Origin of the sequence: Natronospirillum sp. (genome assembly GCF_022565775.1) — a bacterium.
GTDB lineage: Bacteria > Pseudomonadota > Gammaproteobacteria > Pseudomonadales > Natronospirillaceae > Natronospirillum.
Map to the genome: position 1 here is coordinate 1 of NZ_JAIUMC010000005.1, position 26,646 is coordinate 26,646.

The window sequence follows — 26,646 nt, forward strand, 5'->3', positions numbered from 1 at the left end:
GCTCTCAGAGCGCTCAGTGGCTCAGAACCGTGACGAATTAACCACTCGGGACACTGGGGTCATCCGCCGGTCAGTGCCACCACCCCATAGGCCACCGGCACCGCAATGAACAGACTCAGCGCCACGCGAATGAACCAGACGGCCACGATCCGGGGTACGGACAACGGAATCCGGGTGGCCAGGATGCAGGGAATGGACGCCGAGAAGAACAGTACCGACGACACCGAGACGACACCGGCAGCGAAGCGCGCGGCCAGATCGGCTTCTGTCATCAGCAGAGCGGGCAGGAACATCTCGGCCAGGCCCGCAGCAGCGGCCCGCGAGAGATCCATCGCTTCCGGCAGTCCCCATACCGCCACGAACGGCCAGAACACCAGCCCCAGCCAGTCGAACACCGGGGTATGGTTGGCCACCACCAGACCGATCAACCCGACCGACATGATGGACGGCAGAATGCTGATGGCCATGATCAGACCCTCTTTCACGTTCAGCCGCACGCTTTCTACCAGCCCCGGAGACTCGGCAGCCCCCTGCAGACCGGCCTGCCAGGCCGCAGACAACCGCTTGCCGCGCGGCACACTGTCATCGGGCCGCTCGGACTGATTGTTCATGCCGCGCAGCGGCGGCAGGCGCACGGTAATGGCGGTTACCAGAAAAGTGATCAGCAGCGTCAGCCAGAAGTACCAGTTCCAGATGTGCATCAGGTCAAGAGTGCGCGCCACGATGATCATGAAGGTGGCTGATACGGTCGAGAAGCCGGTCGCAATGATGGCGGCTTCCTTGGCAGAGTACTGCCCGGAAGAATAGACCCGGTTGGTAATCAGCAGGCCAATGGAATAGCTGCCCACAAAGGAGGCCACTGCATCAATGGCAGACCGCCCGGGCGTCTTCCAGATCGGGTTCATCAAGGGCTGGAACAGCACCCCGACCAGTTGCAGCAGCCCGAAGCTGATCAGCAAGGCCAGAAAAACGGCACCGACGGGAACAATCAAACCAACCGAAATCACCAGGGTGTCAAACAGGAAGGGCAGCATGTCCGGCGCCTGCAACATGGCGGGGCCCCATCCGGAAATGGCCATCAGGGCGGCCACCACCCCCAGCAGTTTGAGCACCGTAAAGACCCGCTCGGTCAGCGTGCCCTTCCACTGCCCGGTAACAAACGGGTAGACAGCCCCTGCCACAATCATGGCCAGAGCCACCCAGGATGCGGCGCCACCGAGCAGGTTGCGCAGCCCCGTGACCATATGATCCAGCGGTATGGTGCGGGTCTCGCCAATGGTGATGGGTGCGAAAAAGATGAACAGGCCGAGCACACTGGGCACGACCAGCTTCAACACCAGTTTCCAGTCCGTTCTGGATGAGCCGCTCTGTTCGGCCGACGTTTTGCTGTGTTGCGACATGAGTTGGTCCCTCTGCGGGTGTTTGTTGTTGTCTGTCATGCTCCGGCAGCGGTAAGCGCCGGGGCACACTCTATTTGTATATACATTAAAAGCAACAAACCATCAGGCTGTCAATACAACAGCCTCTGACAACGTCCATCGATCCAGACTCACACATCTGATCCGAACGCCTTGTGCCCACTGACTTTCAGCCTTTATTCATCCTTTCCCCCGGTCTCCTGGTAACAATTTATTACAATTAAAAAGGCCAGACCGTTGACTTTCACAGCACCCTGATCAATTGTATATACATTAAGTCAAATCACAGGAGTGGTTCATGACACACCAACCTGAAACACGCCGACTCTGGCAGAACATGACGCTCTTTGACGGGCGGACGGTGCACCCGGAGCCCATGACAGTGGCCGTGTGCGGTGAGCGTATCGAACGGGTCTGTCCTTCTGCTGCAGCCACTGGCCTGGACGGTGAGGTGATGGCAAACGGCGGTGTCATGACGCCCGGCCTCATCGACTGTCACACCCACCTGGTATTTGGTGGTCGGCGCGCCGACGAGTTCGAGCAGCGCCTTGAGGGCGCCAGCTACGAAGACATAGCTCGAGCTGGTGGCGGCATTCTCAGTACCGTGAGCGCCACCCGCATGGCCAGCGAAGACGACCTCTATGCGCAGGCTCGTCCCCGCTTGGAAGCGCTGATGCATGATGGCGTAACCACGGTCGAGATCAAATCCGGTTACGGTCTCACTACCCGGGACGAAATGAAGATGCTGCGCGTCGCACGGCGTCTCGGGCGTGACCTGCCGGTGCGCGTGCAGACCACCTTTCTCGGGGCTCATGCCCTGCCTCCGGAATTCAAGGGCAACGCCGACGGCTATATCGATCTGGTGTGCAGCGAGATGATCCCAGCGGTCGCCGCCGCGGAGCTGGCCGATGCGGTGGATGTGTTCTGTGAAGGCATCGCCTTTTCAGTGGCCCAGAGCGAGCGCGTGTTTCAGGCGGCACAGGCACATGGCCTGCCGGTCAAGGCGCATGCCGAGCAGTTGTCGAACCTGGGCGGAAGCGCCCTGACCGCCCGCTACAAGGGGTTGTCGGCCGACCATATCGAATGGCTCGACGAGCCGGCCATCAAGGCCATGGCAGAGGCCGGCACTGTGGCCACCCTGTTGCCCGGCGCCTTCTATACGCTGCGCGAGACCCGCGTGCCGCCGATCGACCTGCTGCGTCAGTACGGCGTACCCATGGCGGTCGCCACCGACGGCAACCCCGGGTCTTCGCCGATTTTCCAGCTGACCCTGATGCTGCACATGGCCTGCACCCTGTTCCGTCTGACCCCGCAGGAAGTCCTGCAGGGCGTCACTGTGCATGCTGCTCAGGCCCTGGGCCTGCAACACGAAACCGGCCGCATAAAAACCGGACTGGCCGCTGACTTCTGTATCTGGGATCTGGAGGCACCCAATGAACTGGCGTATGCCGTGCAGCCGGGACGATTGACCCAGCGAGTCTTTGCCGGACAGGAGACGTTATGACAATCGATCAGACACCCGACATGACCGTCTGGACTGGCCGCATGGACCAGCAGCCCGACAGTGAGCGCTGGCACCAGCAAGTCAAACCCTGGCAGCACAATGCCAGCCCCGGCTTTGCACTGCTCGGATTTGCCAGTGACGAGGGTGTGCGCCGCAATCAGGGCCGCATCGGCGCTGCCGCTGGCCCCGCTGCAATTCGCCGGGCATTGGCCTCGCTGGCCGTCCATGACAGCAGGCCGCTGTATGATGCGGGCGATGTGGTCTGCGCCAACGGTGACCTGCCCGGCGCCCACGAACGGCTGGCCAGCAGCGTGGCCCAGTTGCTGGATTCAGGCCAGAAACCCATGGTCATGGGCGGCGGCCACGAAATCGCCTTCGGCACCTGGTCCGGCCTGGCCCGGCATCTAGGTTCCAATACCGACCGAACGCCGCGCATCGGCATCATCAACTTCGATGCCCATTTTGATCTGCGTCCGCTCAGTGAAGCCCCCTCTTCCGGCACCCCGTTCAGCCAGATTGCCGAACAGTGCCGGCAGCGAGGCTGGCCCTTTCACTATGCCTGTCTGGGCGTCAGCCGGGCCGCCAACACCCGGGCCCTTTTCAACAGGGCTGACGAGCTGGGTGTGGTCTACCGAGAAGACCAGACCATGACGCAGAGCACTCTGCCCGAACTGCACAGCCTGCTGGATGACTTCATGGCCGACTGTGACGCCCTCTACCTGACCCTGTGCCTGGATGTTTTCCCGGCGGCTCAGGTCCCGGGCGTCAGCGCCCCGGCGGCACGCGGCGTCGCGCTGGACCTCATCGAACCCCTGCTGAGGCAGATCGCCCGCAGCGGCTGCCTCGCAGCCGCCGATATTGCCGAACTCAATCCGGATTACGACATAGATCAGCGCTCGGCCCGCGTGGCGGCGCGCTGTCTGCATACCCTCAAACAGGAATGGGCCTGATACCGGGCGCCCATCACAGCCTATAGAACGGGAGACTATCCATGAACACGACACAGAATCGCCACGACCCCAGCCGCCAGATCGCAGCGCCCACAGGTACCGAAAAAAGTTGCAAGAGCTGGCTGACTGAAGCCCCGCTGCGCATGCTGATGAACAATCTGCACCCGGACGTGGCCGAGCGTCCGGAAGATCTGGTGGTGTATGGGGGCATTGGTCGCGCCGCGCGCGACTGGGCCTGCTACGACAAGATCGTCGAAACCCTGCAGCGCCTTGAGGACCATCAGACCTTGCTCATCCAGTCCGGCAAGCCGGTCGGTGTGTTCGAAACTCATGCCGACGCGCCCCGGGTCTTGATTGCCAATTCCAATCTGGTGCCGCACTGGGCCAATTGGGAACACTTCAACGAGCTGGATAAGAAAGGCCTGATGATGTACGGCCAGATGACGGCCGGCTCCTGGATCTATATTGGCTCGCAGGGCATTGTGCAGGGCACTTACGAGACTTTTGTCGAGGCCGGGCGCCAGCACTATGACGGCGAGCTCAAGGGGCGCTGGATTCTGACCGCCGGCCTCGGCGGCATGGGTGGTGCCCAGCCGCTGGCGGCAAGTCTGGCCGGGGCCTGCTCGCTGAACATCGAGTGCCAGCAGTCGCGTATCGACTTCCGTCTGCGCACCCGCTACCTGGATGAACAGGCTGATGACCTGGACGATGCATTGGCCCGCATTGAGCACTACGCGCGGGCCGGCGAAGCCAAATCCATCGGTCTGTGTGCCAATGCGGCCGAAGTACTGCCGGAACTGGTCAAGCGCGGTGTGCGCCCGGACATGGTAACCGACCAGACCAGTGCCCATGACCCGCTGCACGGCTATCTGCCCGCTGGCTGGACCTGGGAAGACTACCAGCGGCGTGCCGAATCCGAACCCGAGGTGGTCAACCGCGCCGCGCGCCAGTCCATGGCCGTGCATGTGCAGGCCATGCTCGACTTCCAGCAGGCCGGCATCCCCACCTTCGACTATGGCAACAATATCCGCCAGATGGCGCTGGAGGAAGGCGTCGACAATGCGTTCGACTTTCCCGGCTTTGTACCTGCCTATATCCGGCCGCTGTTCTGTCAGGGCATCGGGCCCTTCCGCTGGGCGGCCCTGTCCGGCGACCCGGAAGACATCTACAAGACAGACCAGAAAGTGAAGGAACTGATCCCGGACGACCCCCACCTGCACAACTGGCTGGACATGGCCCGCGAGCGCATCAGCTTCCAGGGTCTGCCAGCGCGCATCTGCTGGGTCGGCCTGAAAGACCGGGCGCGACTCGGCCAGGCCTTCAACGAGATGGTGAAGAACGGCGAACTGAAGGCCCCGGTGGTCATCGGCCGCGATCATCTGGACAGCGGTTCGGTAGCCAGCCCCAACCGTGAAACCGAAAGCATGCAGGACGGCTCGGATGCGGTATCCGACTGGCCCCTGCTCAATGCCCTGCTCAACACGGCCGGCGGCGCCACCTGGGTATCACTGCATCATGGTGGCGGCGTTGGCATGGGCTATTCTCAGCATGCGGGCGTGGTGATTGTCTGCGACGGCACAGAAGCGGCGCACCAGCGTGTGGGCCGAGTACTGCGCAATGACCCGGCCACCGGTGTCATGCGCCATGCCGATGCGGGGTATGATATCGCCATAGACTGCGCGCGGGAAAACGGACTGGACCTGCCCATGCTCAACCAACAGTGAGGACCCACATGGACACTCTGACACTGCAACCCGGCGCCATGACACTGGCTGACTGGCGCCGCATCTACACCAACCCCATACAGCTTGCACTGCCGGACAGTACGCAAGCCGACATGGACGCTTCGGTGGCCTGCGTCAATCGTGTGGTCGCCGAGGAGCGCAGGGTCTATGGCATCAATACCGGCTTTGGTCTGCTGGCCCAGACCCGGATAGAGCCTGGCGAGCTGGAGCACCTGCAGCAAGCATTGGTGCTGTCACACGCCGCCGGTGTCGGTGAGGCGCTGGACGACGCTATGGTGCGCCTGATCATGGCGCTGAAAATAAACAGCCTCGCCCGGGGGCATTCCGGCATTCGACCCGAGGTAGTGGAGGCGCTGGTCAGACTGGTCAATGCTGGTGTCAGCCCGCGCATTCCGGCTCGTGGCTCCTGCGGTGCCTCAGGCGATCTGGCCCCGCTGGCACACATGAGCCTGATCCTGCTGGGTGAAGGCCAGGCGCGCTGGCAGGGCCAATGGCTGGAAGCAACGGAAGCACTGGCCAAGGCCGGCCTCGAGCCCTTGCGTCTGGCCCCCAAGGAAGGCCTGGCGCTGCTTAACGGCACCCAGGTCTCCACCGCCTATGCGCTGCGCGGCCTGTTCGATGCCGAAGATCTCTATGCCGCCGCGACCGTCTGCGGGGCGCTGACCGTCGAGGCCACACTGAGTTCACGCACGCCTTTTGATCCGCGCATTCATGCCGTGCGGGGTCAGCCCGGCCAGATTGATGCGGCGGAGGCCTATCGTCACCTGCTCGGTGACGACAGCGCCATCAGTCGCTCGCACGCCCACTGTGACAAGGTGCAGGACCCCTATTCGCTGCGCTGCCAGCCCCAGGTGATGGGCGCCTGCCTGACCCAGTTGCGCCAGGCCGCTGAAGTGCTGGCTATTGAGGCCAATGCCGTCACGGACAATCCACTGGTGTTTGCCGATGACGACGAGATTCTGTCCGGCGGCAACTTCCACGCCGAGCCGGTGGCCATGGCGGCCGATAATCTGGCCCTGGCGCTGGCCGAAATCGGCAGTCTGACGGAGCGGCGCATCTCGCTGATGATGGACACGCACATGTCCCAGTTGCCGCCTTTTCTGGTCGAGAACGGTGGCGTGAACTCCGGCTTCATGATCGCCCAGGTCACTGCGGCCGCGCTGGCCAGCGACAACAAGGCCCTGTCTCATCCCGCGTCGGTGGACAGCCTGCCCACATCCGCCAATCAGGAGGACCATGTGTCCATGGCACCCAATGCCGGCATCCGCCTGTGGCAGATGGCCGACAATGTGCGTCATATCATTGCCATTGAATGGCTGGCCGCCTGTCAGGGGCTGGATTTCAGAAACGGCCTGCAGACCACGGAAGCCCTGGAGCAGGCGCGCTGCTGGCTGCGCGAAGAAGTGCCCTATTACGCCGAGGATCGTTTCTTTGCCCCCGATATCGAGGCCGCTGACCGATTGCTGCGCCAGCGTCGGATAAACAGTCTGCTGCCCTCGGGCCTGCTGCCGGGCCTGTAGCGCACTCTGTTCGCGGCGTCAGACTTGCTCGGCATCCGCCCAGACAATGGTGTTTCGACCTGTCTGTTTGGCCTGATACAGCCGACGATCTGCGGCAGCCAGCAGATCGTCCTGGCCGCCCTTTGCGCTCCCCGGGACTGCGCTGGCCACGCCCATGCTGACCGTCACATAGTCATTGATGTCGGAGTACTCGTGGATGATGGCCAGGGCTCTGATTGCCGCCTGAATATTGCGCGCCACGGCCAGGGCGCCCTCCATATCGGTGTGCGGCAGCACGCAGACAAACTCTTCGCCTCCGTAACGAGCAACCAGATCCGTGGACCGCGGCAGGGCCCTGGACAGCGCACGACTGACTTCACGCAGACAATCGTCACCCACGGCGTGACCATAGTTGTCGTTAAAGGCTTTGAAATAATCGATATCAATGAAGATGGCGGCCAGGTCAGCAGAAGACCGTCTGCCCTCCAGCCAGTGACGCTCCAGAAATTCATCAAAACGGCGCCGGTTGGCAATGCCGGTGAGGCCGTCGATCGTTGAAATCTGATGCAGCTCGTCGCGTTGGTCCAGACCGGTCTGAAAAGCAGACAGCAGCTCATGGAGCGCCTTGACCAGCATGCCCAGCTCATCCCTCTGATGGCTGGGCAGATCCGGTCTTGGCCACTCGCCGGGTTGCTGTGGGTCAGCGGCCAGAATGGCTGCATAGATCTTCAGCAAAGGCCGAGTGATCAGTATATGAAAACCGGCCACGACCAGTGCCGCAATGACAAACGCCTTGAGCATGCCGAGGGCGAAAGCCCGGGTGCTGCGCGCCAGGAAGTCCTGACCGATCACATACAGCGACAAGTCGACTTCCAGCTCTCCCACCGGCTCAGCAGAGCCAGCGCCAACCATGTGGTGTTCCAGGCTAATGCGGTAGTCGGTGATGTCGCCAAACAACCAGGTGGCCAGACGCCCCGGGTTCCCGTCCTGAGTGACCTCGTCAGAGGCCATAATCCGCCCGAAGTCATCTCTCAATACAGCGCGTCTGACAATCTCGCCGACGAACAGCCCGCTGATCACCTGCTCCGCCAGCTCGGTATTCAGTTGAAAGGCGGCCTCAGCAGCGGTGCCGCCGGCCACCTGCATAAGCTGGTCAGTCTGCTGCTGAACCTCGGCTCGCGTCAACCTCGCGTCCTGTGCCAGCTCGATCCCTCCGCCAATGATGCTGATGAGCAGCGCCACGATAAAGGTAAGAACGGCCTGCCGGGTGGTGATGCTGCGCCATCGTGAAACCCGGTGACGATGCTGCGCTGACCGCTGCTTCATCTGCCTGGCACCGGCGCTATCTCCCCGGCTGCCCGAAGTTCATCAAGCAAGGCCTGCATGGTGTCCACCACCTCGTGATCCGTATCCCGATTGATGGCGAAATAGAGGTGGGCTTCACTCAGTGTATACACCGATTCGAACTGATCAGGGTCCACGCCCTGCTCAGCCATCAGCCAGCGGGCGACATCTTCACCATAAGCCCAGAGGTCCACTCGCCCGGCCTCCAGCATGCTCAGCGCACTGGTATTGCTGATGGCGGTGCGCAATAGGTCAGCGTCAACGCCGGCCTCCAGCAAGCGCTGGGCGCCAATATCTTCTCGAATCACGGCTATCCGGTAGTCCGAATCATTCAGGCTGGAAATGCTGTCAATCCGGATGCCTGCATCACGAGGCGCGATCAGTGTCACGCGATCCAGTGCCAACGGGCCCACCCAGTGAAACAGGTCTTCCCGCGCCGGTGTCCGGGTCGTGGAAAAAAGCACCGTATCGGGCTCACTGAGCACTGTTTCATAACCCCTGGCCCAAGGCCATATCCGCACATCTTGCAGCGATTGGGCACTTCCCGCAGCGTCCAGAATGGTTGCCAGAACCTCGATCGAGTACCCCTGCAACTGGCCGTGCCGCTCAAAGTTGTAAGGCGGGTATTCCTCGGTAATAAAGGTCAGCCGGTCAAGCTCGGTGGCGTACGCCACCGAACAGACCGCAGCCACCAGCAACCACAACCGCGCCCACAGAACTGAAAACTTCTGCATCTAGGGGTCCCGAAGCGTTATTATTGACAGTGGCGGCACTCCGGCCGCCACTCTATCTCTGAATTTGAACTGCACTCAGTATAGTCCACCCCTTTGGGTGCCGCTAATTCGCTGTCACTGCAATACGCCGCGCGCCAGATGCTGGGCAAACCGGGACTGATCAGTGTTCGCACCACACAGGACAATGCCGACCCGACTGCCCGCCAGACGCTCGTGCAGCGGGCCCAGCAAGGCCGCCGTTCCGGCAGCGGTGGCCGGCTCGGTTACCAGCTTCATGTCACGAAACAGATGTACCATGGCCCGACTCAGGTCATCGTCAGTGACCCGGACCACTTCATCGACAAAGCGCTGGCACACAGCAAAGCTGTAGGGCATGGCCATGGGAGCGCCGAGGCTGTCTGCAATCGTGTCCACTCGTTCCAGCCTTTCCGGCTGGCCGGACTGAAAGCTTCGATACATGGAATCTGCTCCATAGGGCTCTACCCCATAGATGCGACACCCCGGTCTGAGCTGCTTGATGGCCGCAGCGACGCCGGCGCAGAGACCACCACCCCCAACCGGCACGATGACCGCATCCAGGTCGGGCATCTGCTGCACCATTTCCAGGCCCACGGTGCCAGTCCCCTCTGCAGTACGCGCACCTTCGAAAGGATGGATCAGCGTTCTGCCCTCGTCAGACTCTATTTCCTGACACCGGGTAAATGCGGTGTGCACGTCAGGCACCAGCTCAACTTCAGCGCCCAGTTCGCGGCAGGTCTCGATGCGTGCCGGGTTGGCATAGTCGGGCATCACCACGCGCGCACTGACGCCTTCAAGCGCTGCGGCATAGGCCAGGGCTATGGCATGATTGCCGGCACTGACCGTGACCACACCCCGCTGTCGGGCAGCGTCCGGCAGCGCATCCATATTGTTCAGCGCCCCACGTACCTTGAATGTACCGGTTCTCTGAAACAGCTCCAGCTTGAGCCAGATTTCAGTATGCCTGGGCAAGGTTTCGGCAATGCCGGTCTGCCATTGCCAGACGGGTGTCTCCAGCACTCGCCCATGCAATCTTTCGGCAGTCGCCCGGATGGCCGTCAGCGTGGGAAATTCGTTTTCAGACTGCGTCATGTTGTCTTCCTCAATTGTTCTGTTCATGGTAGCCAAATTCTGTAACGAAATCAGACGCACAGAGTGATTGCTCGCGACTGGACAGGGCCATCATCTTCCCGGCACAGAACTTTTTCCGGTTGCGGGGTTCACAAAACGCAACAATCCGCCACAATGGGGCCTCATCAAAGCAGGGTGCACTGTTCCTGCGGCGAGACAGGTTGTCGTGAGGTGACCATCAATACAGAGCAATGCAAGGATCTGGTTCGTGTTTCTTGACCCCTATTTCACCAGAGATGGTGAGCAGATCATCATCAGTGCCGCCCAGGGCAGCGCTTTCGCCAAGCAAATTGCCGGTGATTTCAATCCGATTCATGATCCGGACAACCGCCGCTTCTGTGTGCCCGGAGACCTGCTGTTCTCGCTGGCCCTGAACCGGTACGGGCTCAGCCGCAGCATGGCGGTCCACTTTGCCGGCATGGTAGATGCAGACCAGCCTGTGGTTTTTCCGGACAGTGAGACCGCGGAGCAGCAGGCCATCGAAGTCAGGGATCAGCGCGACAAGATGATCATGCACATTGATCACAGTGGCGAGACCTTGCACAACCCAGCCCTTCTAGAATCCTTCACGCGCGAGTACGTGAAATTCTCCGGCCAGAACTTCCCCTACATTCTGGTTCCCCTGTTGCGTGAGCACAATGTGATGTTCAACCCTAAGCGGCCCTTTGTTATCTACGAACGCATGTCTTTCGAGCTGAACACTATCGACCTGGCGGAGCCGCACCTGGAGCTGGCTGATCGCACCCTGACAGTGAACGGGCGCCGCGGTGATACCCAGTTTCTGTTCCGGGTGCTCGATGGCGACAAGGAAGTTGGCCGGGGGGCCAAAACACTGATTGTCAGCGGCCTGCAGCCGTATGACGAAGAGCAGATGCAGGTGGTGGTCACCAATTTCAATGCCGCCAAAGCCGCCTATCAGGAAGGCTGACGGACACGTCTGGCAGTCTTCAGCCTAGTGGCTCAGAACCGTGAAGAATTAACCACTCGGGACACTAGGTGCAGGGCGGTACTGACCCTGGCCAGGGTCAGTGACTGGCCGCACGCCAGGTGACGAGGCTCCTGAACCGGTGGCAGGAAAACAATACTGCCCTGCTCGAGATTCAACGAGCCAAGGCGCCCCATGCCAGACAGCACCAGCAGCAGCTCGGGCCCTGACGCCTTGTTCAGCGTGGCCTTTGCCTGCGCCTCCAACTGCAGTATCTGCAGCTGGAAGTCCCGGCAGGGCACCGGATAGTCCGTCACGGTCAAGCCTTCAGACTCCGTGATGCGGCCCTGCATCACCTGTGTTGTATCAGGTTCAAATCGCGTAATCGCCAGCAGCTCTTCCCGGTCCATGTGCTTGCGGGTCAAGCCACCACGCAGCACATTGTCCGAGTTCGCCATCACCTCCAGGCCCGTGCCTTCCAGATAGGCATGCGGTACGCCACTGCCCAGATAGAGCGCCTCGCCGGGGTGCAGTTGGTGGACATGCAGCAGCAGCGGTGCAACTACCCCCATATTCTCTCCAAACTGGTCATGCAGTCGGGCCACCACCGAGTAGGGTTCGTCAGGGGGCAGATCGCTCATCAGATCGCGCAGAATCAAGGTCCTGACGTCTTCTTCCTGCGCCAGACACCAGGCGAACAAAGCTTCCAGAGCAACCAGACCCCGTTCACGCAAAGGCCGAGCCCAGGCCCTGAGGGCTCGGCTTCCCGACAACTCCAGCAAGCCGGCAACCTCTGCCGGGGCTCGAAATCCGGCCATGGCAGTGAACGGTGTCAGGGCTACCAGCAACTCGGGTTTGTGATTGTCATCCCGATAATTGCGTTGCCCGGCATCCATAGACAACCCCAGAGCATTGTCATGGCGGAAGCCGGCTTCGGCCTGCACCTTGCTCGGGTGCACCTGAATGGACAGGGCCCGGGCGGCACTCAGCACCTTGAACAGATAGGGCAGTCGGCCCTGGAACAACTGATGGTCGGAGCCCAGCATGGTTTGCGGGTGCTGCTCTATCAGGGCGCACAGATCAGCGCAGCCGCTGACCGGCTGCTGCAGGGGTGTTGGCAGGCCGGGATGAGCGCCCATCCACAACTCCGCCAGTGGTTCATTGCCACCCGGGTGCGGCAGGTCCAGCAGCTTGATGATCTGATCTCGCGTTCCCCAGTCATAGCGTTGATAGACCGGACTGAGCGGCAGCCCTGATGCGACAATATCCTGAATGTTCTGCGTCATGTCCTGCCACCTGCACGCTTTTCGAGCTGTTGTTGCCCAGTATATCCTGAATCAACCCCGACGCGGGCGACGCTGGCTGATGGCGATACCGAGCAGTATGGCTACCAGGGCAATCAGCCGGTCAGCCGAAGCGGACTCACTGAGCAACCCGACACCGGCGACAAACGCAATCACCGGGATAATATAATTGATCATCGACAGAAAACTGGGCCCCTGGCGCTGCACAATCGTGAAGTAGACCCAGTTTGCCAGGCCGGATGAAAACACACCCAGCATGACCACGGCCATTACAGGCTGCCAGCGAAAATCCAGCGTCCATGGCTGATCCACGAGCAGCGCCACTGGCCAGAGCATCACGCTGCCGGCAATCAGGGTACCCGTACCGGCCACCAGTACCGAAATGGCGGGCAAGCGCTTGGTATAGATACTGGTCACGGCGTAGAACACTGTCGCCACAATGACCGCCAGTTGGGCCCAGAAGGCATCGCCTCCCAAACCGGACAGCGCCTCGGTGCCCACCAGCACCAGAACACCTACAAAGCCCAGGGTAAAGCCGATGATCTTGCGCGGAGTCATGGGCTCGGTGGCGATGAAGAAGTGCGCCAGAATCATCACGTTGATGGGCATCAGGGCCATCAATATGCCCGCCAGACTGCTGGAAATATAAAGTTCACCCCAGGAGATCAGCGTGAACGGTATCACATTGCCCAGCAGGGCAAGCACCGCGAAACGCCCCCACCAGGCGATGTCGCGCGGCAAGGTCAACCTCAGTGCCACCATGATTGCAAACAGCGTCACGGCACCCAGAGTGAGACGCGAGGCCACCAGCGTCAGCGGCGGAAATGACGGCAGCGCCAAAGCAATCAGCATGAACGCCAGCCCCCAGGCCAGCGAGAGATACAGAAGCAGGGCCCAGTCAACAGGCGTACGAGAGTTCAACAGCGGCGTCTATGATCGATCATCCAGTGGACGCCGAAGTGTAGTTCATCGCCGGCACTTCGTCAGCTGCAGGAACGACGCCCTCAGACGAAGCCCAGTGTATCCTGTACCGGAAAGCGTACGGTCAGTTCAGTGCCCGGCGTATAGGGCTCCGGCACCACCAGTGACAGCCTGGTCTGACCAAGATCAAGGCGCAGGCGCCACGAACGACCCTCGTAGATGCATTGCAGTACCTTGCCCATCAGTTCGTTGTGTTGTGCTGTGTCGAGCGCTGCCGGTGCCTCCCCAACAGGTCTATCTGACCGGGATTGCACCTCGATCGCGGACGGATGGAGCATGACCGACAGAGGCGTGTTGGAGCGCACATGCACCGATTTCTGCAGCTTGACGCGCAGAAATTGCCCGCTGACCAGTACCCGCCACAGGCCTTCCTGGTCGGCTTCCAGCGCTTCGCCACTGAGTCGACTGTCATAGCCGGCCAGGGCCGCCACCCAGGGCGATACCGGTGTTTCAAACAGGGAGCGGGTCGGCCCCAGCTGTTCCAGAAGACCATTGCGCAGTACCAGCAAACGATCCGCGAAAGCACAGGCCTCCAGCGGATCATGGGTCACGTAGATGACCGTCTTGTCCAGACGCTGGAACAGATCGGCCAGTTCATGGCGCATTTCAAGGCGCAGTTGCACATCCAGATTGGACAGAGGCTCGTCAAACAGCAGCAGGTCCGGGTCGGTCGCAAGCGCCCGGGCAATGGCGACGCGCTGCTGCTGACCGCCCGAAAGCTGGCCGGGCAATCGGTCGGCATAGGCCCGAATCTGCAACAGATCCAGCAACTCATCGACACGCTTGCGGCGTTCCGGACGGCTCAGGTGGTTGAGACCATAGCCGACAATGGTGCGCACCTTCATGTGTGGCCACAGCGCATAGTCCTGAAACACCATATTGACCGGTCGACGCTCCGGCGGCAGGCTGAAGCCGGCGCTGGCGATCAGGTTGCCGTTCACCCGGATACTGCCCGCATCGGGGTTGTCCAGGCCGGATATCAGTTTCAGCAGAGTCGACTTGCCACAGCCGGACGGGCCAAGCACACACAGTACTTCGCCCTCCTCCAGCTCAAGCGACAGGTCGCGCAAGGCCACTGCCTTGCCGTAATACTTGCTCAGACCTTCAAGCTGCAGCATTGTCGGGTTCTCCTGCGGGCGCAGCCTTGTGGGCCGCGGTAGATTGGAATAGTGGTCTGCAGGCCCAGCGCACACCCTGATTGACCAGCATGATAATAAGCACCGTGACCAGCCCGGCCACCATGGTCGAGGCGGTCGACAGCCCGTAGTAGCCCTGCTGAAACTGGCGATTGATCACCACCGGCAATACCGGATATCCGGGAGGGTGCAGTATGGAGGTGATGGCCAGGTCGAATACACCGGTGCCGAAAGCGGCCAGAGTCGCTGACAGAATGGCGCCCAGCGTCAGTGGAATGACAATGGTCAGTATCCGACGCGGCAGGGAAACGCCCTGCAGGGCAGCCGCGTTCAGAAAGGAGGCCGGCACCTGACTCATGGCGCCCAGCACCACACGGATGGCGATGGGAATGGCCCCCGCCATGGCAGCCAGCACCAGAATGGCGGGATTGCCATAAAGATTCAGGCCCCACTGACCGAGCCAGGGGTGATTCCAGACAAAGATGAAGCCCACCCCGAGTATGACCCCCGGAACCGCCAGGGTTGCCGTGCAGGTCACGTCGATCAGACGGTTCAGGGAAAAACGGCTGAAGGTCAGCAGGTAGGCCGCGGAGACGGACACGATAATGCTGCCCACTGCCGCCCAGGCGGCAATACGCAGTGAGTTCTGCAGGGCCTGCAGGAAGCGGGAACCCGGCGTCAGTATCTCGCCATAAAACCGCAGTGTCAGATTGTCCCAGGCCAGACCGCCGCTGATGCGCTCGATCACCGACAGGCTGAAGCTGGTGCCTATGGGCACCCCCAGCGCCAGCACGACAAACCCCAGTGCCACCACCGACAGCAGGATACTGAACTTCTGACTGCCGCTGTAGCCGGCTTGCGCGCGGGCGGTCAGAAAGTCGAAACGCGAACGTCGCAACAGCCAGAAATAGAGGCTGACGGCGATCGCCAGTATGACCACCAGGTAAAAGGACAGCACGCCCGCCAGATCAAAGCGGATCGGAGACTGGTTGATGGCGGTATAAATCGTGTAGGGCAATGTCGGGTAGCGATAGGTCGTGGCCAGCGCTGCGGGCAGCCCGAAGTCGCCGATGGTATCAATGAACACCAGCACCATGCCCGACAGGATGGCGGGCAGCAACAGCGGGAAGCGGATGGTCAGCAGTGTGCGCCAGACGCCAGCACCGCAGAGTTGCGCAGCATGCTGGTATTCACGAACGTGCCACTGCATGGCAGCGGACACCGCCAGGTAGGCGAACGGATAGTTGGTCAGGCTCATGATGACGACCAGACCATTGGGCGAGAATACCCAGTCGTAAACCATGGGCAGGCCCAGCCACTGGGCCGCTATGCCATCGCGGATAGCAAACAGAATCCAGCCCTGGGCAATCACGAAGGAAGGCATGATCAACAGCGCCCAGGCGGTCACATCCAGCGCTGCCGCGCCCGCAAAGCGTGCACTGTGCCGCATCACCGCGAGGCTGGCCCCCAGCAGAGTCCCCAGCACCGCAGTACCGGCCGCCAGATACAGAGAATTCGTCAGTGACACGCGCCACAACCGACGGTTGAACAGCTCGAACAGATTGCTCAGCCCGGCAAATTCGAAGTTGCCGCGCAGAATGCCCGGGTAGAAGGCCTGCGCCAGCACCAGCACCATGGGGGCGCCGATCAATACCAGCAGGAGCAGGCACACCAGGATGCCCAGACCGGTGTCAGCCGAGGGCCGCCTGAGGTACAGGCGACCCAGCAGGCGGCGCCCGGTATCTGCCAGTCCGGGCAGAACAGCGGGCGTGGTCATCAGTTAATGGCCTGATCGGCAAACCAGCTCTTGATGTCCGCTTCATGCTCGGCCGCCCAGGCTGCCGGAGCAATGCGGTAAATCGCATCAGCCGGAGGTCCGTCAGCACGCTGGTTGACGCCTTCAACCGAGGGCAGGAAAAAGCCGTCAACGCCACCCTCGTCGGTCAGGAATTGCTGCGTTTCTGCCGTCAGTACCCAGTTGATGAAGGCCTCCGCCGCGTCCTGGCGCTGTGTGTTCGCCTGAATGGCGACGCCGCGCGATGACGCAGGAGCGCCTTCTTCCGGCCACACTACAGAAACCGGGTTGTCGCTGTTCTGCAGATTATAGGACTGGGGTGAGGACAACAGGGCCACATGGGTCTCTCCTGCGGCCAGAGCACGACCGGTCGGCCCGTTGGTGCGGAAAACACGCAGGTCATTGTCCAGAATGTCGGAATACAGGTCCCGCGCACCGTCCATGCCAAGGTCATAGTGCAGTGATGCCACACAGGGGTAAGCCGGTGCCGCCACCGCAGGATCGGCCTGGCCGATCAGGCCGCGAAAACGGCTGTCGGTCAGGTCAGCAAAGGTCTGGGGTGCCTGATCCACCAGATCAGTACGGTAGGCGATCACGCAGGAAGCCGTGGCGCCGGCAGGCATCCAGCCCAGGGTGTCCGGTACCAGTTCTCTGGCCTGTTCGGTCAGGTTGGCAAAATTGCCGGGCTCCCAGCCGCGCCGGAACTGACCTTCCTGATCCATGTTGTGCAGGCTGCCCACACCGTCGAACATCAGTACATCCCACTGGGGGTTATTGCTCTCGGCAGCGATACGGGCCAGCAGGTTGCCGCCGCTCATTTGCACCACTTCAATGTCATAGCCCGTGTCTGCAGTAAACCGGTCGCCGACAATGTCTTCGAAATCGTTGGTGTAAAGGACCAGGGTGTCCGCGCTGGCGGCACAGGCCAGGCCCAGCAGACCAGTGCTGACGGCGAGGCTGAGACCCCGAAGGCGGAATCGATTGGCTACAGTTGCAACACTCATGATGAATCCTCTGTTTTGGGGCGGAACCAGATCCGACGTCCCATTGTGTATATGGCTTTTATATGTCGATTTGATGACGTTTCTGTCTCTTTTTGTTCGATGTTTTGCGTGCCATCCCGGCCAACAACGAGTCCTTTCGAACAAGACAGGCAGCAGCGTAATGTCCGGTTGAAGAAGTGGGAATGGGGCTGCAGGTCCGACTATTACGGACAATGAAGTCCGCATTCGGTCATTTTATGGTCACACTTGTCTGGTAGAACGAAGCTTCCATGCGACTTCCGGACCGAACGTCTACATGAACGACCTGCGCACGCAGCCTCGGCTGGCCCAGGGCAGCCAACCACTGAACAGTGACTCTCTGCCCCAGATTCTGGCTTTTGTCTATGCCGTCAGACATGGTGGCTTTGCGGCCGCCGGACGCAGACTCGGCCTGACCGCCTCCGCTGTTGGCAAGAGCGTCGCCCGACTGGAACGTGCGCTGGGCGTAACACTGCTCCACCGGACCACACGCAGCATCACGCTGACCGACATTGGCGAAGGCATCTACGAGCGTTACGGAGAAGCACTGCGTCTGCTGAAAGACGCTGATCTGATGGCTCTGCAGGAAGCCAGCCTGCTGACCGGCACCCTGCGCCTTGATCTGCCCAAGGTCTACGGTGCCCGGGTCATCGGACCCATGCTGACGCGCTTTGCCGAGCAGCATCCGCTGCTGGGCATGGACATTCGGCTGAACGATGAAATCTGCAATCTGGTGGCCGAGGGTATAGACCTGGCGGTGCGCATTGGAGAAGTTGCCGAAAGCCGACTGGTGGCCCGCGTTCTGGACCAGCAGTATCTGGTGATTGTCGCTTCTCCGGGCTATCTCGAGCGACACGGCAGTCCGCAGCAGCCGGAAGACCTCAAACACCATCAGTGCCTTGGGTTCCGTCATGCATCACATGGTCGAATAAGACCCTGGCAATTCAGAATGGAAAACACGATCACGCATCTCACTCTGGAACATCGCTATCTGTTCGACGAGGGTATTGCCCTCAAGAGAGCCGCCGAGACGGGCTTTGGTGTTATTCAGGTGCCTTCCTACATGGTGCGTCGTGCCGTCAGTGAAGGCACGCTGCAGACGATTCTGAACGACTATCAGCCAGAACCGACGCCCATTTCACTGGTCTACCCCGGCCAGACCCGGCATTCGCCGAAGATCAGGGCTCTGGTGGAATTTCTGCTGCTGGAATCCAGCGCCGGGCGATTGGGGCCAGACGGGACACAGCGCGTCGGGTTCTGAACCTCGACTTTTTTCGTCTCTGCTAAATTCTACTGAATATTTCCGTACAGCGGCCGACTATACTGGGGATAGCCGGGCACTATAGTGTCAGGCCGTGGGTATTCGAATTAAAAACAACCCCCGAGTTTACTGGAGTTGCCGCATGTTAATGAATCTGTCTATCAGACACCGCCTGATGGCGGCCTTTGGTCTGATCCTCGCCATCATTGTGGCCTGGGGCATACTCAGTCTGAGCCGCCTTGCCGCCACCAACGAGCAGATTACCGTGATCAGTCAGCAGCGTGTGCCTGGCCTGATTGCGGTCAATGATGTTTATGACCATTTCAACCGTGTCGTCGTGCCGGCAACTGCCATTGTCTACTCTGCCACGGCAGAAGAACGCAGAGTCCTGCAAGAGCAGATAACAGAGCTGACCGAGCGCCTGGATACGGCCAGTGACGAGTATGGCGAGACCATGACCTCCGAATTCGAGCGTGAACGCTTTGCTGCCTATCTTGAACTGGAACAATCGTTCTTCGAGGCGTTGGAGGAAGCCATCGGTTTTGCCGCCAACTTCCGGGCGGCGGATGCGATCCGAATCTGGAGTGACCAGTTGATTCCCATTTCGGATGAGGCGTCTTCCACCCTGCGTGAACTGGTCAGCTACAACCAGAACCTGGTCCAGGAAGCCGAGCAGAACGCCTCCCAGGCTTACCAATTGTCCATATTGCTGACTGTCGGGATTGCCGTCTTGGTGGCGTTGCTTCTGTTTGCCCTGGGCGCCACTCTGATCCGCAGTATCAGCGGCCCTCTGAGAGAGGCTGTGCGCGTGGCCGACAGCATTGCACAGGGCGACCTGTCCACCGAGATTCATGCCCAGGGCAATGACGAACTGGCGCAGTTGAAAGCCAGCCTGGGGGCCATGCAGGCCAGTCTGCGCGACGCGGTGGGCAGCATCCAGCAGTCTACTGAGCGCCTGGTCAATTCGGCCGATGCAATGAATGAAGTCACCGACCGGACGAAACAGAACAGCCAGCGCCAGAGCGACGAGCTCGAGCAGGCGGCAACTGCGGTCAATGAGCTGACTGTGGCCATTTCCGAAGTCGCCCAGACGGCCTCGGACACCGCTCGCGAATCCGAACAGGCTGACGAGCAGACCAGTGAGGGGCTCAGTGAAGTCAGCCGAGCCGTGGGTTCGATCGAAAAGCTGGTGAAAGATCTCGAATCGACCGGCCATGACGTGGACGAACTGTCTCAGCAGGTGCGCAATGTGACTGCCGTGCTGGATGTCATTCGTGGCATAGCCGAACAGACCAATCTGCTGGCACTCAATGCCGCCATCGAGGCTGCACGAGCCGGCGAAGCCGGGCGTGGCTTTGCGGTAGTGGCAGACGAAGTGCGGGCACTGGCCAGCCGCACTGCAGACTCAACCACCGAAATAGAAAGTATTATTCAGGCGGTTGAAACCGGCACAGCCAATGCGGTTAATGCCATGAAAACCAGCAATGAATCCGCCGCGCTCACCATGGACGCAGGCAAGAAAGCCAGCGAGGCCCTGCAGGCGATTGCCAGCCTGGTCAGCAGTATTCGCGACCGCAATACTTCTTCCGCCAGTGCCGCAGAAGAACAGGCCCATGTGGCCCGGGAAATTGATGCGAATCTGGTCAACCTGCGCGACCTGGGCCAGCAGAGCGCCAGCGACGCGCTGACGGTCAGCAGCGCCGGAAACGACCTGGTCACCCTGGCCGACGAACTTAAAAAGCTGGGCGCCCGTTTCCAGACCTGATCAGGTCCGGAACTGCTCGGCCCAGGGCTGCAGTTCGCCGGCAACGGGTTTATCATGTTCGGCCAGAAAATCCAGAAACCGCGGCGCATTGGCAGTGACCACGCGCGCTTCGGGAAAGCCGATGGCATTGGCTTTCTCGATACAGGCATCGAAGTGCCCCAGCGTGAAGGCACTGTGCGAATCACTGCCAAACGACACCTTCCAGTCCAGCCGGTCGACCAGCTCCAAAATGTGGAGGCAATTGGGCTCACTGCCCTGTCGGGAATGGGTGAATGAACTGTTGTTGATTTCGATCAGCACATTGTTGTCTTTTGCCGCGCGCACCACCTCCTCGTAGTCGATCGGGTAGTTGGGATTGCCCGGATGACCAAGAATCTGGCAGCGGCCGGTTTCCAGCGTGCGGATCACCGCACGCGTGTTGGTTGCCAGGTCTGACGGCGGGAACACCGGCTCATGAAAGCTGGCAATCACATAGTCGAGAAAGGGATACATGCCGTCAGGCAGGCCGAGGCCCCCCTCCATCGGCTGGATGTTCGCCTCGATACCCCGCAACAGAGCAACATTGCGATAAACGCGGGGCAATACCTTCATGTTTCCGAAGTGCCAGCCGTGTGCACCATCGGGCATATCCGGCGCGTGATCAGTCACCCCGAACATCTGCAGACCTCGCTCAACGGCAAGGGCCCAGTAGTCATGGACCGTGCTGTAGGCATGGTCGCTGGCCACCGTATGCATGTGGGTGTCGGTCAGAATCTGCATGTCACGCCTCTTCAGTCAGCCTATTGATCAGAAAGAGTGCATTTTAACACAGCCCTATGACAGTCCCGGGTATAGCCATGACAGTCTGCGACTGAAATGAACCCATTATTGCCCTATACTCTCCGGCCGTTGATTGTATGTGAGCGCTTTCATCCATGCTCGGATTTTTCGAACGCCTGATCAGGCCCTTCCCTCCCGAGGAGCCCAAACAGCCCCCGGACTCCCTGGTGGCTTTCTGTCGCCACTATACACGTGGTATGGAAGGTCCGCTGCTGATGATGTCTACAGTTACCGTTTGCGTGGCGGTACTGGAAGTCATGCTCTTTGGATTCATGGGTCAGTTGGTGGACTGGCTCAGCACCAGCGAACGGGACACCTTTTTGCAGGACGAAGGCTGGAAGCTGGCCGGCATGGCGTTTCTGCTGCTGGTGGTCATGCCCGCCCTGACGCTGCTGCGGGCCGCCATCGTGCACCAGACGCTGCTCGGCAATTACCCCATGGTCATCCGCTGGCTGGCTCACCGCTACCTGCTCAAGCAGAGCCTGTCTTTCTACCAAAACGACTTTGCCGGCCGTATTGCAACCAAGGTCATGCAGACCTCACTGTCGATCCGGGAAACCGTGGTCAAGCTGCTGGATGTACTGGTCTTCATTATCGTCTACTTCATCACCATGGTCGTGCTGCTGGCCCAGCTCGACTGGCGCCTGGCGGTACCCATGGTGGTCTGGCTGGTGCTCTATGTCGGCGTGCAACTGCATTTTGTGCCCCAGCTCAAGCAGGTATCCGAGGAGCAGGCCGACGCGCGCTCCATCATGACCGGTCGAGTGGTCGACAGCTATACCAATATCCAGACCGTCAAACTATTCGCCCATACCGAGCGGGAGGCCGACTACGCTCAGCGTGGCATGGGCGGTTTCCTGGACACCGTTTACCGGCAGATGCGACTGGTCACCGGCATCAATTTCAGCGTCGAGGCGATCAACTACGGGCTGGCCTTTGTGGTCGCCGCACTGTCAATCTGGCTCTGGCTGCAGGAAGCCGTGTCCGTGGGCGCCATTGCCGTGGCCATTGCCCTGGCTCTGCGCATGAATGGCATGGCGCAGTGGATCATGTGGGAGATCAGCGCCCTGTTCGAGAACATCGGCAACGTCAATGATGGCATGAATACCATTGCGCGCCCGCGCGACGTACTCGACGAGCCTCAGGCGCCGGCACTGACGGTTCCGCAGGGGCGGGTCGAATTTCGCCAGGTGCGCTTCCACTATGGCAAGGAATACGGTGTTTTCGACGATCTGAACCTGGACATCCGCCCCGGCGAGAAGGTCGGACTGGTCGGTCGCTCCGGTGCCGGCAAGTCAACGCTGGTGAATCTGCTGTTGCGCTTCCACGATGTCGAGCGCGGACAGATTATGATTGACGGGCAAGACATCAGCCAGGTGTCGCAGGACAGCCTGCGTGCACAGATCGGCATGGTGACCCAGGATACCTCTCTGCTGCACCGCTCGGTGCGGGACAATATTCTCTATGGGCGACCGGATGCTTCAGAGCAAGAGTTGCTGAACGCTACCCGTCAGGCCGAGGCTCATGAATTCATTCCCGAACTGACCGACCCCTATGGCCAGTCAGGCTATGACGCCATGGTCGGGGAGCGCGGCGTCAAGCTGTCCGGCGGCCAGCGCCAGCGCATCGCCATTGCCCGGGTGCTGCTCAAGGACGCCCCCATTCTGGTGCTGGACGAAGCCACCTCGGCGCTGGACTCGGAAGTGGAAGCGGCCATCCAGAAGAGCCTGAATCGCCTGATGGAAGGCAAGACCGTCATTGCCATAGCCCACCGCCTGTCCACCATCATGTCGATGGACCGCCTGATCGTGCTGGATCAGGGCCGGATCGTCGAAATGGGCACGCACCAGGAACTGGTCAATGGGGGTGGGATCTATGCCCAGCTATGGGCGCATCAGACCGGAGGTTTTCTGGGGGAGGAATAGAAGACAGTGCATATTAGTCGACAGATGACAGTAGACTGTCGACAGTGAAGGCATGGCAACCTTGGGTGGTCAGGCTGCGACTTTACTGTCTTCTGTGCACTGTCTACCGTCGACCAATATTTAATCTGTTGTAAACAACAATAACCGCATAATAGAGACAAACCACCAACTGCCCTCTTACAATCCGCTCATCATGAACACTAGAGACCCGTGATGAGTCCTGCCGACGCCAAAGCCGCTGTTGAATTTGATCAGGTCAGTCTGACCCGCGATGGTGTGCGGGTGCTGACTGACCTGTCACTGCGCCTGGATGAATCCCGTGTCGGTCTGATTGGCCACAATGGCTCGGGCAAGAGCTCGCTTGTGCGTCTGCTGAACGGGCTGCTGCCCGCCGACAGTGGGCAGATCAGGGTGCATGGCAGGGACCCCGCCAAGGGGCCCGAGCAGATGTCGGCCACGGTCGGGTTCATTTTCCAGAATCCGGACCATCAGCTGATTTTCCCCACGGTGATCGAGGAGCTGACGTTCGGCCTGCGCAATCAGGGCCTGTCCGCAAAGGAGGCGACCCGGCAGTCCAGTGACCTGCTGCATGCCCAGGGTCATGCCGACTGGGCCGAACGACCGGTGCACAGCCTGTCGGAAGGCCAGAAACAACTGGTCTGCATTTTTTCCGTGCTGCTGCTGAACCCGGATCTGCTGATCCTGGATGAACCTTTCTCGGCACTGGATCTGCCCACCCGTTACCGGTTGCTGGACCTGCTGCATGAACTGCCGCAGCAGATCGTGATGATCAGCCATGAGCTGGACACGCTGGAGCGCTTTGATCGGATAATCTGGCTGGAGCAGGGCCGGGTTCATCAGGACGGACCACCCGATCAGGTGCTGCCCGCCTACCAGGCCGACGCCCGGGCGCGCGCTGCCACTCTGGGCCTTGGGCGCGGTCGCGCTGAAAGCGACCGCCGGACGGAGCCGGCTGGCTCATGATCAGCCTTTATCTGGCCCAGACCGGATGGCTGCATCGCTGGCCTGCCGGACTCAAGCTGCTGGTGCTGGCGCTGGCCAGCATCGGACTCTACTTTGTCAGCATCGCCCACTGGGTCTTGTTCGCACTGCTGGGTGTACTGTCTCTCTATGCCTCGCTGGGCCGCCCTGCCTTGCGCCAGCTTCGTCTGCTGCGCCCGCTGTTGCTGCTGTTTGCACTGATGTTTTTAGTGCAGTGGTGGAGCGTTGGCCTGGAGGCCGGTCTGACACTGGTTCTGCGGATGTGCACCCTGATTCTGCTGGCCAATCTGGTCACCCTGACCACGCGCATGGACGCCATGATGGATGCCATCTCTCCCCTGCTCGCACCGCTTCGCCTGATCCGGGTGGAGCCGGCGCGAATCGCCTTTGCCGTCGCCCTGGTCATCCGCTTTGTACCTGTTCTGCTGAGCCAGTTGCACAGCCTGAGAGAGGCCTGGAATGCGCGTGGTGGCGGCCGTCAGTTGTGGCGCCTGGCCATCCCCATGACGCTGCAGGCGATTCGTCTGTCAGATCATGTCGCCGAGGGCCTGGCGGCACGTGGCGGCATTCGCCCCCGAACCGATAACCGGCGGCAGGCACCTGAGCGACCTGCCACCCAAACTTCCAACCTGCAACAAGGAGATAACACGTGAAGGACAGATCCCTGGTCCAGATTGCGCTCTACGCCTCGCTGGTCGCGGCGCTCGGCTTCATCCCTCCCATTCCATTCGCGTTTGGGGTACCCATTACCGCCCAGTCACTGGGCGTCATGCTGGCGGGCATCATGCTCGGTCCCTGGCGGGGCGCGCTGGCCATGCTGCTGCTGGTCTTTGTGGTGTCTCTGGGGGCACCGTTACTCGCCGGTGGCCGCGGGGGTCTGGGCGTGCTGACCGGACCGACGGTTGGCTTTTTTCTCGGCTGGCCCCTGGCCGCTTTCTTCGCCGGTCTGATTGCGCAGTCTCTGAGACGTCTTCCGCTGATGGCGGCTACTGCCATCGGCGCCTTCACCGGAGGCATAGTGGTGCTGTATCTGTGCGGCATCGCAGGATTCAAACTGGTGACCGGCAATGGCTGGATTGAAAGCACACTGACCATGGCGGTGTTCATTCCCGGTGATCTGGTCAAGGTGGTCATCACCTGTATGGTGGCCCAGGCCGTCTACAAGGGCATGCCACAAGCGGTCGCGACCAGAGCCACTTGACGGGCCGGCGGCCCTCACCTAATTTTGTCTGTAGCTGTCGCTCATCCCGGTGATTGGCGCGCAGAAACGGCTATATTGAACGGTGAGGGCCGGCCCATGCAGATTACTGATACCGCCAAAGTCCACTGCCCCTATTGCGACGCCCTACAGACTGTCGTTCTCGACCCGTCCGAGCCCGAACAGGAATATACGGAGGACTGCCAGGTCTGCTGTCAGCCCATGGTGCTGACGGTGCATTTCGAGCCCATGCATACGCCCTATGTGGTGGCTCGCCGCGAAGACGACGTACACAGCCCGGGTGATTGAGCCTCAACGCAACAGACTGATTGAACCCTCACGCACTGTGCTGAACGGAAAAACGTCCATCTGCGGCAAACTTGTCTGCATATCGGATTCGAAAGACAGCCCGTAATCCAGTTCTTCCCCATTGATGAGCGCATTGCTGAGGCCGCGCCCCAGTTCCGCGAGTGATACCGACAGCGGCAGTTCGATCACGCCCCTGTCCTGCTCCGGCAGGCGCATCCGTTGCTGTCCATCACCACCGGCGACCCGGTGCTGGTTCAGCGCGAATTCATAAGAGAAGCGATCAATCACCACCTCGAAAATATTCGGATTGTCGACCTCGAGAGTGAGCAACAGGTCCGCACTGCTGAGGGTCAGCCTGTCCAGCCGCAGACTGGAGGCACGAATGGACGGCAAATGCGGAATCGGAATGGCCCCGGACACCGAAACCGGAAGTCGACGCTGGCCGGCAACAGGTATGTCGACCGTCATGCCGGCATCTATCTGATAATCGAGCTGTTCGCGCCCGCGCAACCCGGAGACCAGGTCAAAGGTCTCGGCAAAATCCAGCCTCATGGGCAGTGTCACCTGGGTGGCGGCACCAGCGGCCAGAGATGACCCGGTGCCCTGCTGGCCACCCAGTACAGCTGCTTCATTCACCAGCAGCTCGTAGTCCAGCGCACCCAGCGAGATGCTGAAAGAATTGGGATTGCGCACTTCAAACTGTGTTTCAAGCTGTGCATCCACGGGGGTCAGCCCCACCAGGTGCGAGCTCAGCACACGGAACTCCGGCTCCTGCCAACGCGCTTCTTCAAGCAGGGTACAGCTCCCCAGAACCAGTACACTGCCCAATACCGCCAATCTGCTCCAGGACATCCGGGCTCT

The 26,646-nt window shown here is 60.7% G+C and carries 23 protein-coding genes; 12 read left to right on the forward strand and 11 right to left on the reverse strand.

Translation table 11 applies throughout. The annotated features are described in order from the left end of the window. Window positions 1-59: 59 nt before the first annotated feature. Window positions 60-1,400 carry a YjiH family protein gene (locus tag LAT62_RS02380; RefSeq protein ID WP_293378378.1) on the reverse strand — a complete coding sequence of 447 codons (1,341 nt, stop codon included), beginning with the start codon at window positions 1,398-1,400 and terminating at the stop codon, window positions 60-62. A 316-nt stretch (window positions 1,401-1,716) separates the two neighbouring features. On the opposite strand from LAT62_RS02380, the gene hutI reads away from it, so the two are divergent. From hutI to hutH, 4 genes are read left to right on the forward strand one after another with little or no spacing between them, the layout of a single operon-like run. Beyond that, a complete protein-coding gene (gene hutI, locus LAT62_RS02385) occupies window positions 1,717-2,922 on the forward strand; it encodes an imidazolonepropionase (protein ID WP_293378381.1) in 1,206 nt (401 codons plus the stop codon). Continuing rightward, window positions 2,919-3,872 carry a formimidoylglutamase gene (gene hutG / locus LAT62_RS02390; protein ID WP_293378384.1) on the forward strand — a complete coding sequence of 318 codons (954 nt, stop codon included), beginning with the start codon at window positions 2,919-2,921 and terminating at the stop codon, window positions 3,870-3,872. The genes hutI and hutG overlap by 4 nt, the downstream gene beginning before the upstream one ends. A 41-nt stretch (window positions 3,873-3,913) precedes the next feature. Next, window positions 3,914-5,596, forward strand: coding sequence for a urocanate hydratase (hutU, locus tag LAT62_RS02395; RefSeq protein WP_293378387.1), 1,683 nt, complete (start codon window positions 3,914-3,916; stop codon window positions 5,594-5,596). An 8-nt stretch (window positions 5,597-5,604) separates the two neighbouring features. After that, window positions 5,605-7,137 (forward strand): histidine ammonia-lyase, encoded by a 1,533-nt coding sequence (gene hutH / locus LAT62_RS02400; protein ID WP_293378390.1) that lies wholly within the window; start codon window positions 5,605-5,607, stop codon window positions 7,135-7,137. An 18-nt stretch (window positions 7,138-7,155) separates the two neighbouring features. Here the strand turns inward: hutH and LAT62_RS02405 are convergent, their stop codons facing one another. From LAT62_RS02405 to LAT62_RS02415, 3 genes are all read right to left on the reverse strand, one after another. Continuing rightward, on the reverse strand, window positions 7,156-8,442 hold the full coding sequence (locus LAT62_RS02405; RefSeq protein ID WP_293378393.1) for a diguanylate cyclase: 1,287 nt from the start codon (window positions 8,440-8,442) through the stop codon (window positions 7,156-7,158). Continuing rightward, window positions 8,439-9,194, reverse strand: coding sequence for an ABC transporter substrate-binding protein (locus LAT62_RS02410; protein ID WP_293378396.1), 756 nt, complete (start codon window positions 9,192-9,194; stop codon window positions 8,439-8,441). The genes LAT62_RS02405 and LAT62_RS02410 overlap by 4 nt, the downstream gene beginning before the upstream one ends. Window positions 9,195-9,308: 114 nt before the next feature. Further along, complete coding sequence (locus LAT62_RS02415; protein WP_293378399.1) at window positions 9,309-10,304, reverse strand: threonine/serine dehydratase; 996 nt, start codon at window positions 10,302-10,304, stop codon at window positions 9,309-9,311. Between the two features lie 247 nt (window positions 10,305-10,551). Here LAT62_RS02415 and LAT62_RS02420 point away from each other — a divergent pair, with 247 nt between their 5' ends. Beyond that, on the forward strand, window positions 10,552-11,271 hold the full coding sequence (locus tag LAT62_RS02420) for a DUF3581 family protein (RefSeq protein ID WP_293378401.1): 720 nt from the start codon (window positions 10,552-10,554) through the stop codon (window positions 11,269-11,271). 32 nt (window positions 11,272-11,303) lie between these two features. Here LAT62_RS02420 and manA read toward each other — a convergent pair whose 3' ends face one another. The 5 genes from manA to LAT62_RS02445 form a co-directional block, all read right to left on the reverse strand. Beyond that, on the reverse strand, window positions 11,304-12,554 hold the full coding sequence (gene manA, locus LAT62_RS02425; RefSeq protein ID WP_293378404.1) for a mannose-6-phosphate isomerase, class I: 1,251 nt from the start codon (window positions 12,552-12,554) through the stop codon (window positions 11,304-11,306). Between the two features lie 51 nt (window positions 12,555-12,605). Further along, on the reverse strand, window positions 12,606-13,493 hold the full coding sequence (locus LAT62_RS02430; RefSeq protein ID WP_293378406.1) for a DMT family transporter: 888 nt from the start codon (window positions 13,491-13,493) through the stop codon (window positions 12,606-12,608). Between the two features lie 83 nt (window positions 13,494-13,576). Next, the gene (locus LAT62_RS02435) at window positions 13,577-14,671 is read right to left on the reverse strand and encodes an ABC transporter ATP-binding protein (protein WP_293378409.1); all 1,095 of its coding nucleotides are present in this window, start codon (window positions 14,669-14,671) and stop codon (window positions 13,577-13,579) included. Then, window positions 14,658-16,466, reverse strand: coding sequence for an iron ABC transporter permease (locus LAT62_RS02440; protein ID WP_293378412.1), 1,809 nt, complete (start codon window positions 16,464-16,466; stop codon window positions 14,658-14,660). Before LAT62_RS02440 ends, LAT62_RS02435 begins: the two co-directional genes overlap by 14 nt. Further along, complete coding sequence (locus LAT62_RS02445) at window positions 16,466-17,488, reverse strand: extracellular solute-binding protein (RefSeq protein WP_293378415.1); 1,023 nt, start codon at window positions 17,486-17,488, stop codon at window positions 16,466-16,468. Before LAT62_RS02445 ends, LAT62_RS02440 begins: the two co-directional genes overlap by 1 nt. A 295-nt stretch (window positions 17,489-17,783) precedes the next feature. Between LAT62_RS02445 and LAT62_RS02450 the strand changes: the two genes are divergently transcribed. Both LAT62_RS02450 and LAT62_RS02455 read left to right on the forward strand, forming a co-directional pair. Further along, a complete protein-coding gene (locus LAT62_RS02450) occupies window positions 17,784-18,767 on the forward strand; it encodes a LysR family transcriptional regulator (protein ID WP_293378417.1) in 984 nt (327 codons plus the stop codon). A 142-nt stretch (window positions 18,768-18,909) separates the two neighbouring features. Further along, complete coding sequence (locus tag LAT62_RS02455) at window positions 18,910-20,532, forward strand: methyl-accepting chemotaxis protein (protein WP_293378420.1); 1,623 nt, start codon at window positions 18,910-18,912, stop codon at window positions 20,530-20,532. Here the strand turns inward: LAT62_RS02455 and LAT62_RS02460 are convergent, their stop codons facing one another. Further along, window positions 20,533-21,291 (reverse strand): phosphatase, encoded by a 759-nt coding sequence (locus LAT62_RS02460; RefSeq protein ID WP_293378423.1) that lies wholly within the window; start codon window positions 21,289-21,291, stop codon window positions 20,533-20,535. It lies immediately after the preceding gene. A gap of 155 nt (window positions 21,292-21,446) precedes the next feature. Between LAT62_RS02460 and LAT62_RS02465 the strand changes: the two genes are divergently transcribed. The 5 genes from LAT62_RS02465 (at window position 21,447) to LAT62_RS02485 (ending at window position 25,785) form a co-directional block, all read left to right on the forward strand. Then, on the forward strand, window positions 21,447-23,276 hold the full coding sequence (locus LAT62_RS02465; RefSeq protein WP_293378425.1) for an ABC transporter ATP-binding protein: 1,830 nt from the start codon (window positions 21,447-21,449) through the stop codon (window positions 23,274-23,276). Window positions 23,277-23,489: 213 nt separating this feature from the next. Continuing rightward, window positions 23,490-24,260 (forward strand): energy-coupling factor ABC transporter ATP-binding protein, encoded by a 771-nt coding sequence (locus tag LAT62_RS02470; RefSeq protein WP_293378428.1) that lies wholly within the window; start codon window positions 23,490-23,492, stop codon window positions 24,258-24,260. Beyond that, window positions 24,257-24,931 carry an energy-coupling factor transporter transmembrane protein EcfT gene (locus tag LAT62_RS02475; RefSeq protein WP_293378431.1) on the forward strand — a complete coding sequence of 225 codons (675 nt, stop codon included), beginning with the start codon at window positions 24,257-24,259 and terminating at the stop codon, window positions 24,929-24,931. The genes LAT62_RS02470 and LAT62_RS02475 overlap by 4 nt, the downstream gene beginning before the upstream one ends. Further along, entirely contained in the window at window positions 24,928-25,479 is a 552-nt protein-coding gene (locus LAT62_RS02480; RefSeq protein WP_293378434.1) for a biotin transporter BioY, read from the forward strand. The genes LAT62_RS02475 and LAT62_RS02480 overlap by 4 nt, the downstream gene beginning before the upstream one ends. Before the next feature lie 96 nt (window positions 25,480-25,575). Beyond that, window positions 25,576-25,785, forward strand: coding sequence for a CPXCG motif-containing cysteine-rich protein (locus LAT62_RS02485; RefSeq protein WP_293378437.1), 210 nt, complete (start codon window positions 25,576-25,578; stop codon window positions 25,783-25,785). Window positions 25,786-25,788: 3 nt separating this feature from the next. On the opposite strand, the gene LAT62_RS02490 is transcribed toward LAT62_RS02485, so the two are convergent. Beyond that, window positions 25,789-26,637, reverse strand: coding sequence for an LEA type 2 family protein (locus LAT62_RS02490; protein WP_293378440.1), 849 nt, complete (start codon window positions 26,635-26,637; stop codon window positions 25,789-25,791). Window positions 26,638-26,646 lie beyond the last annotated feature (9 nt).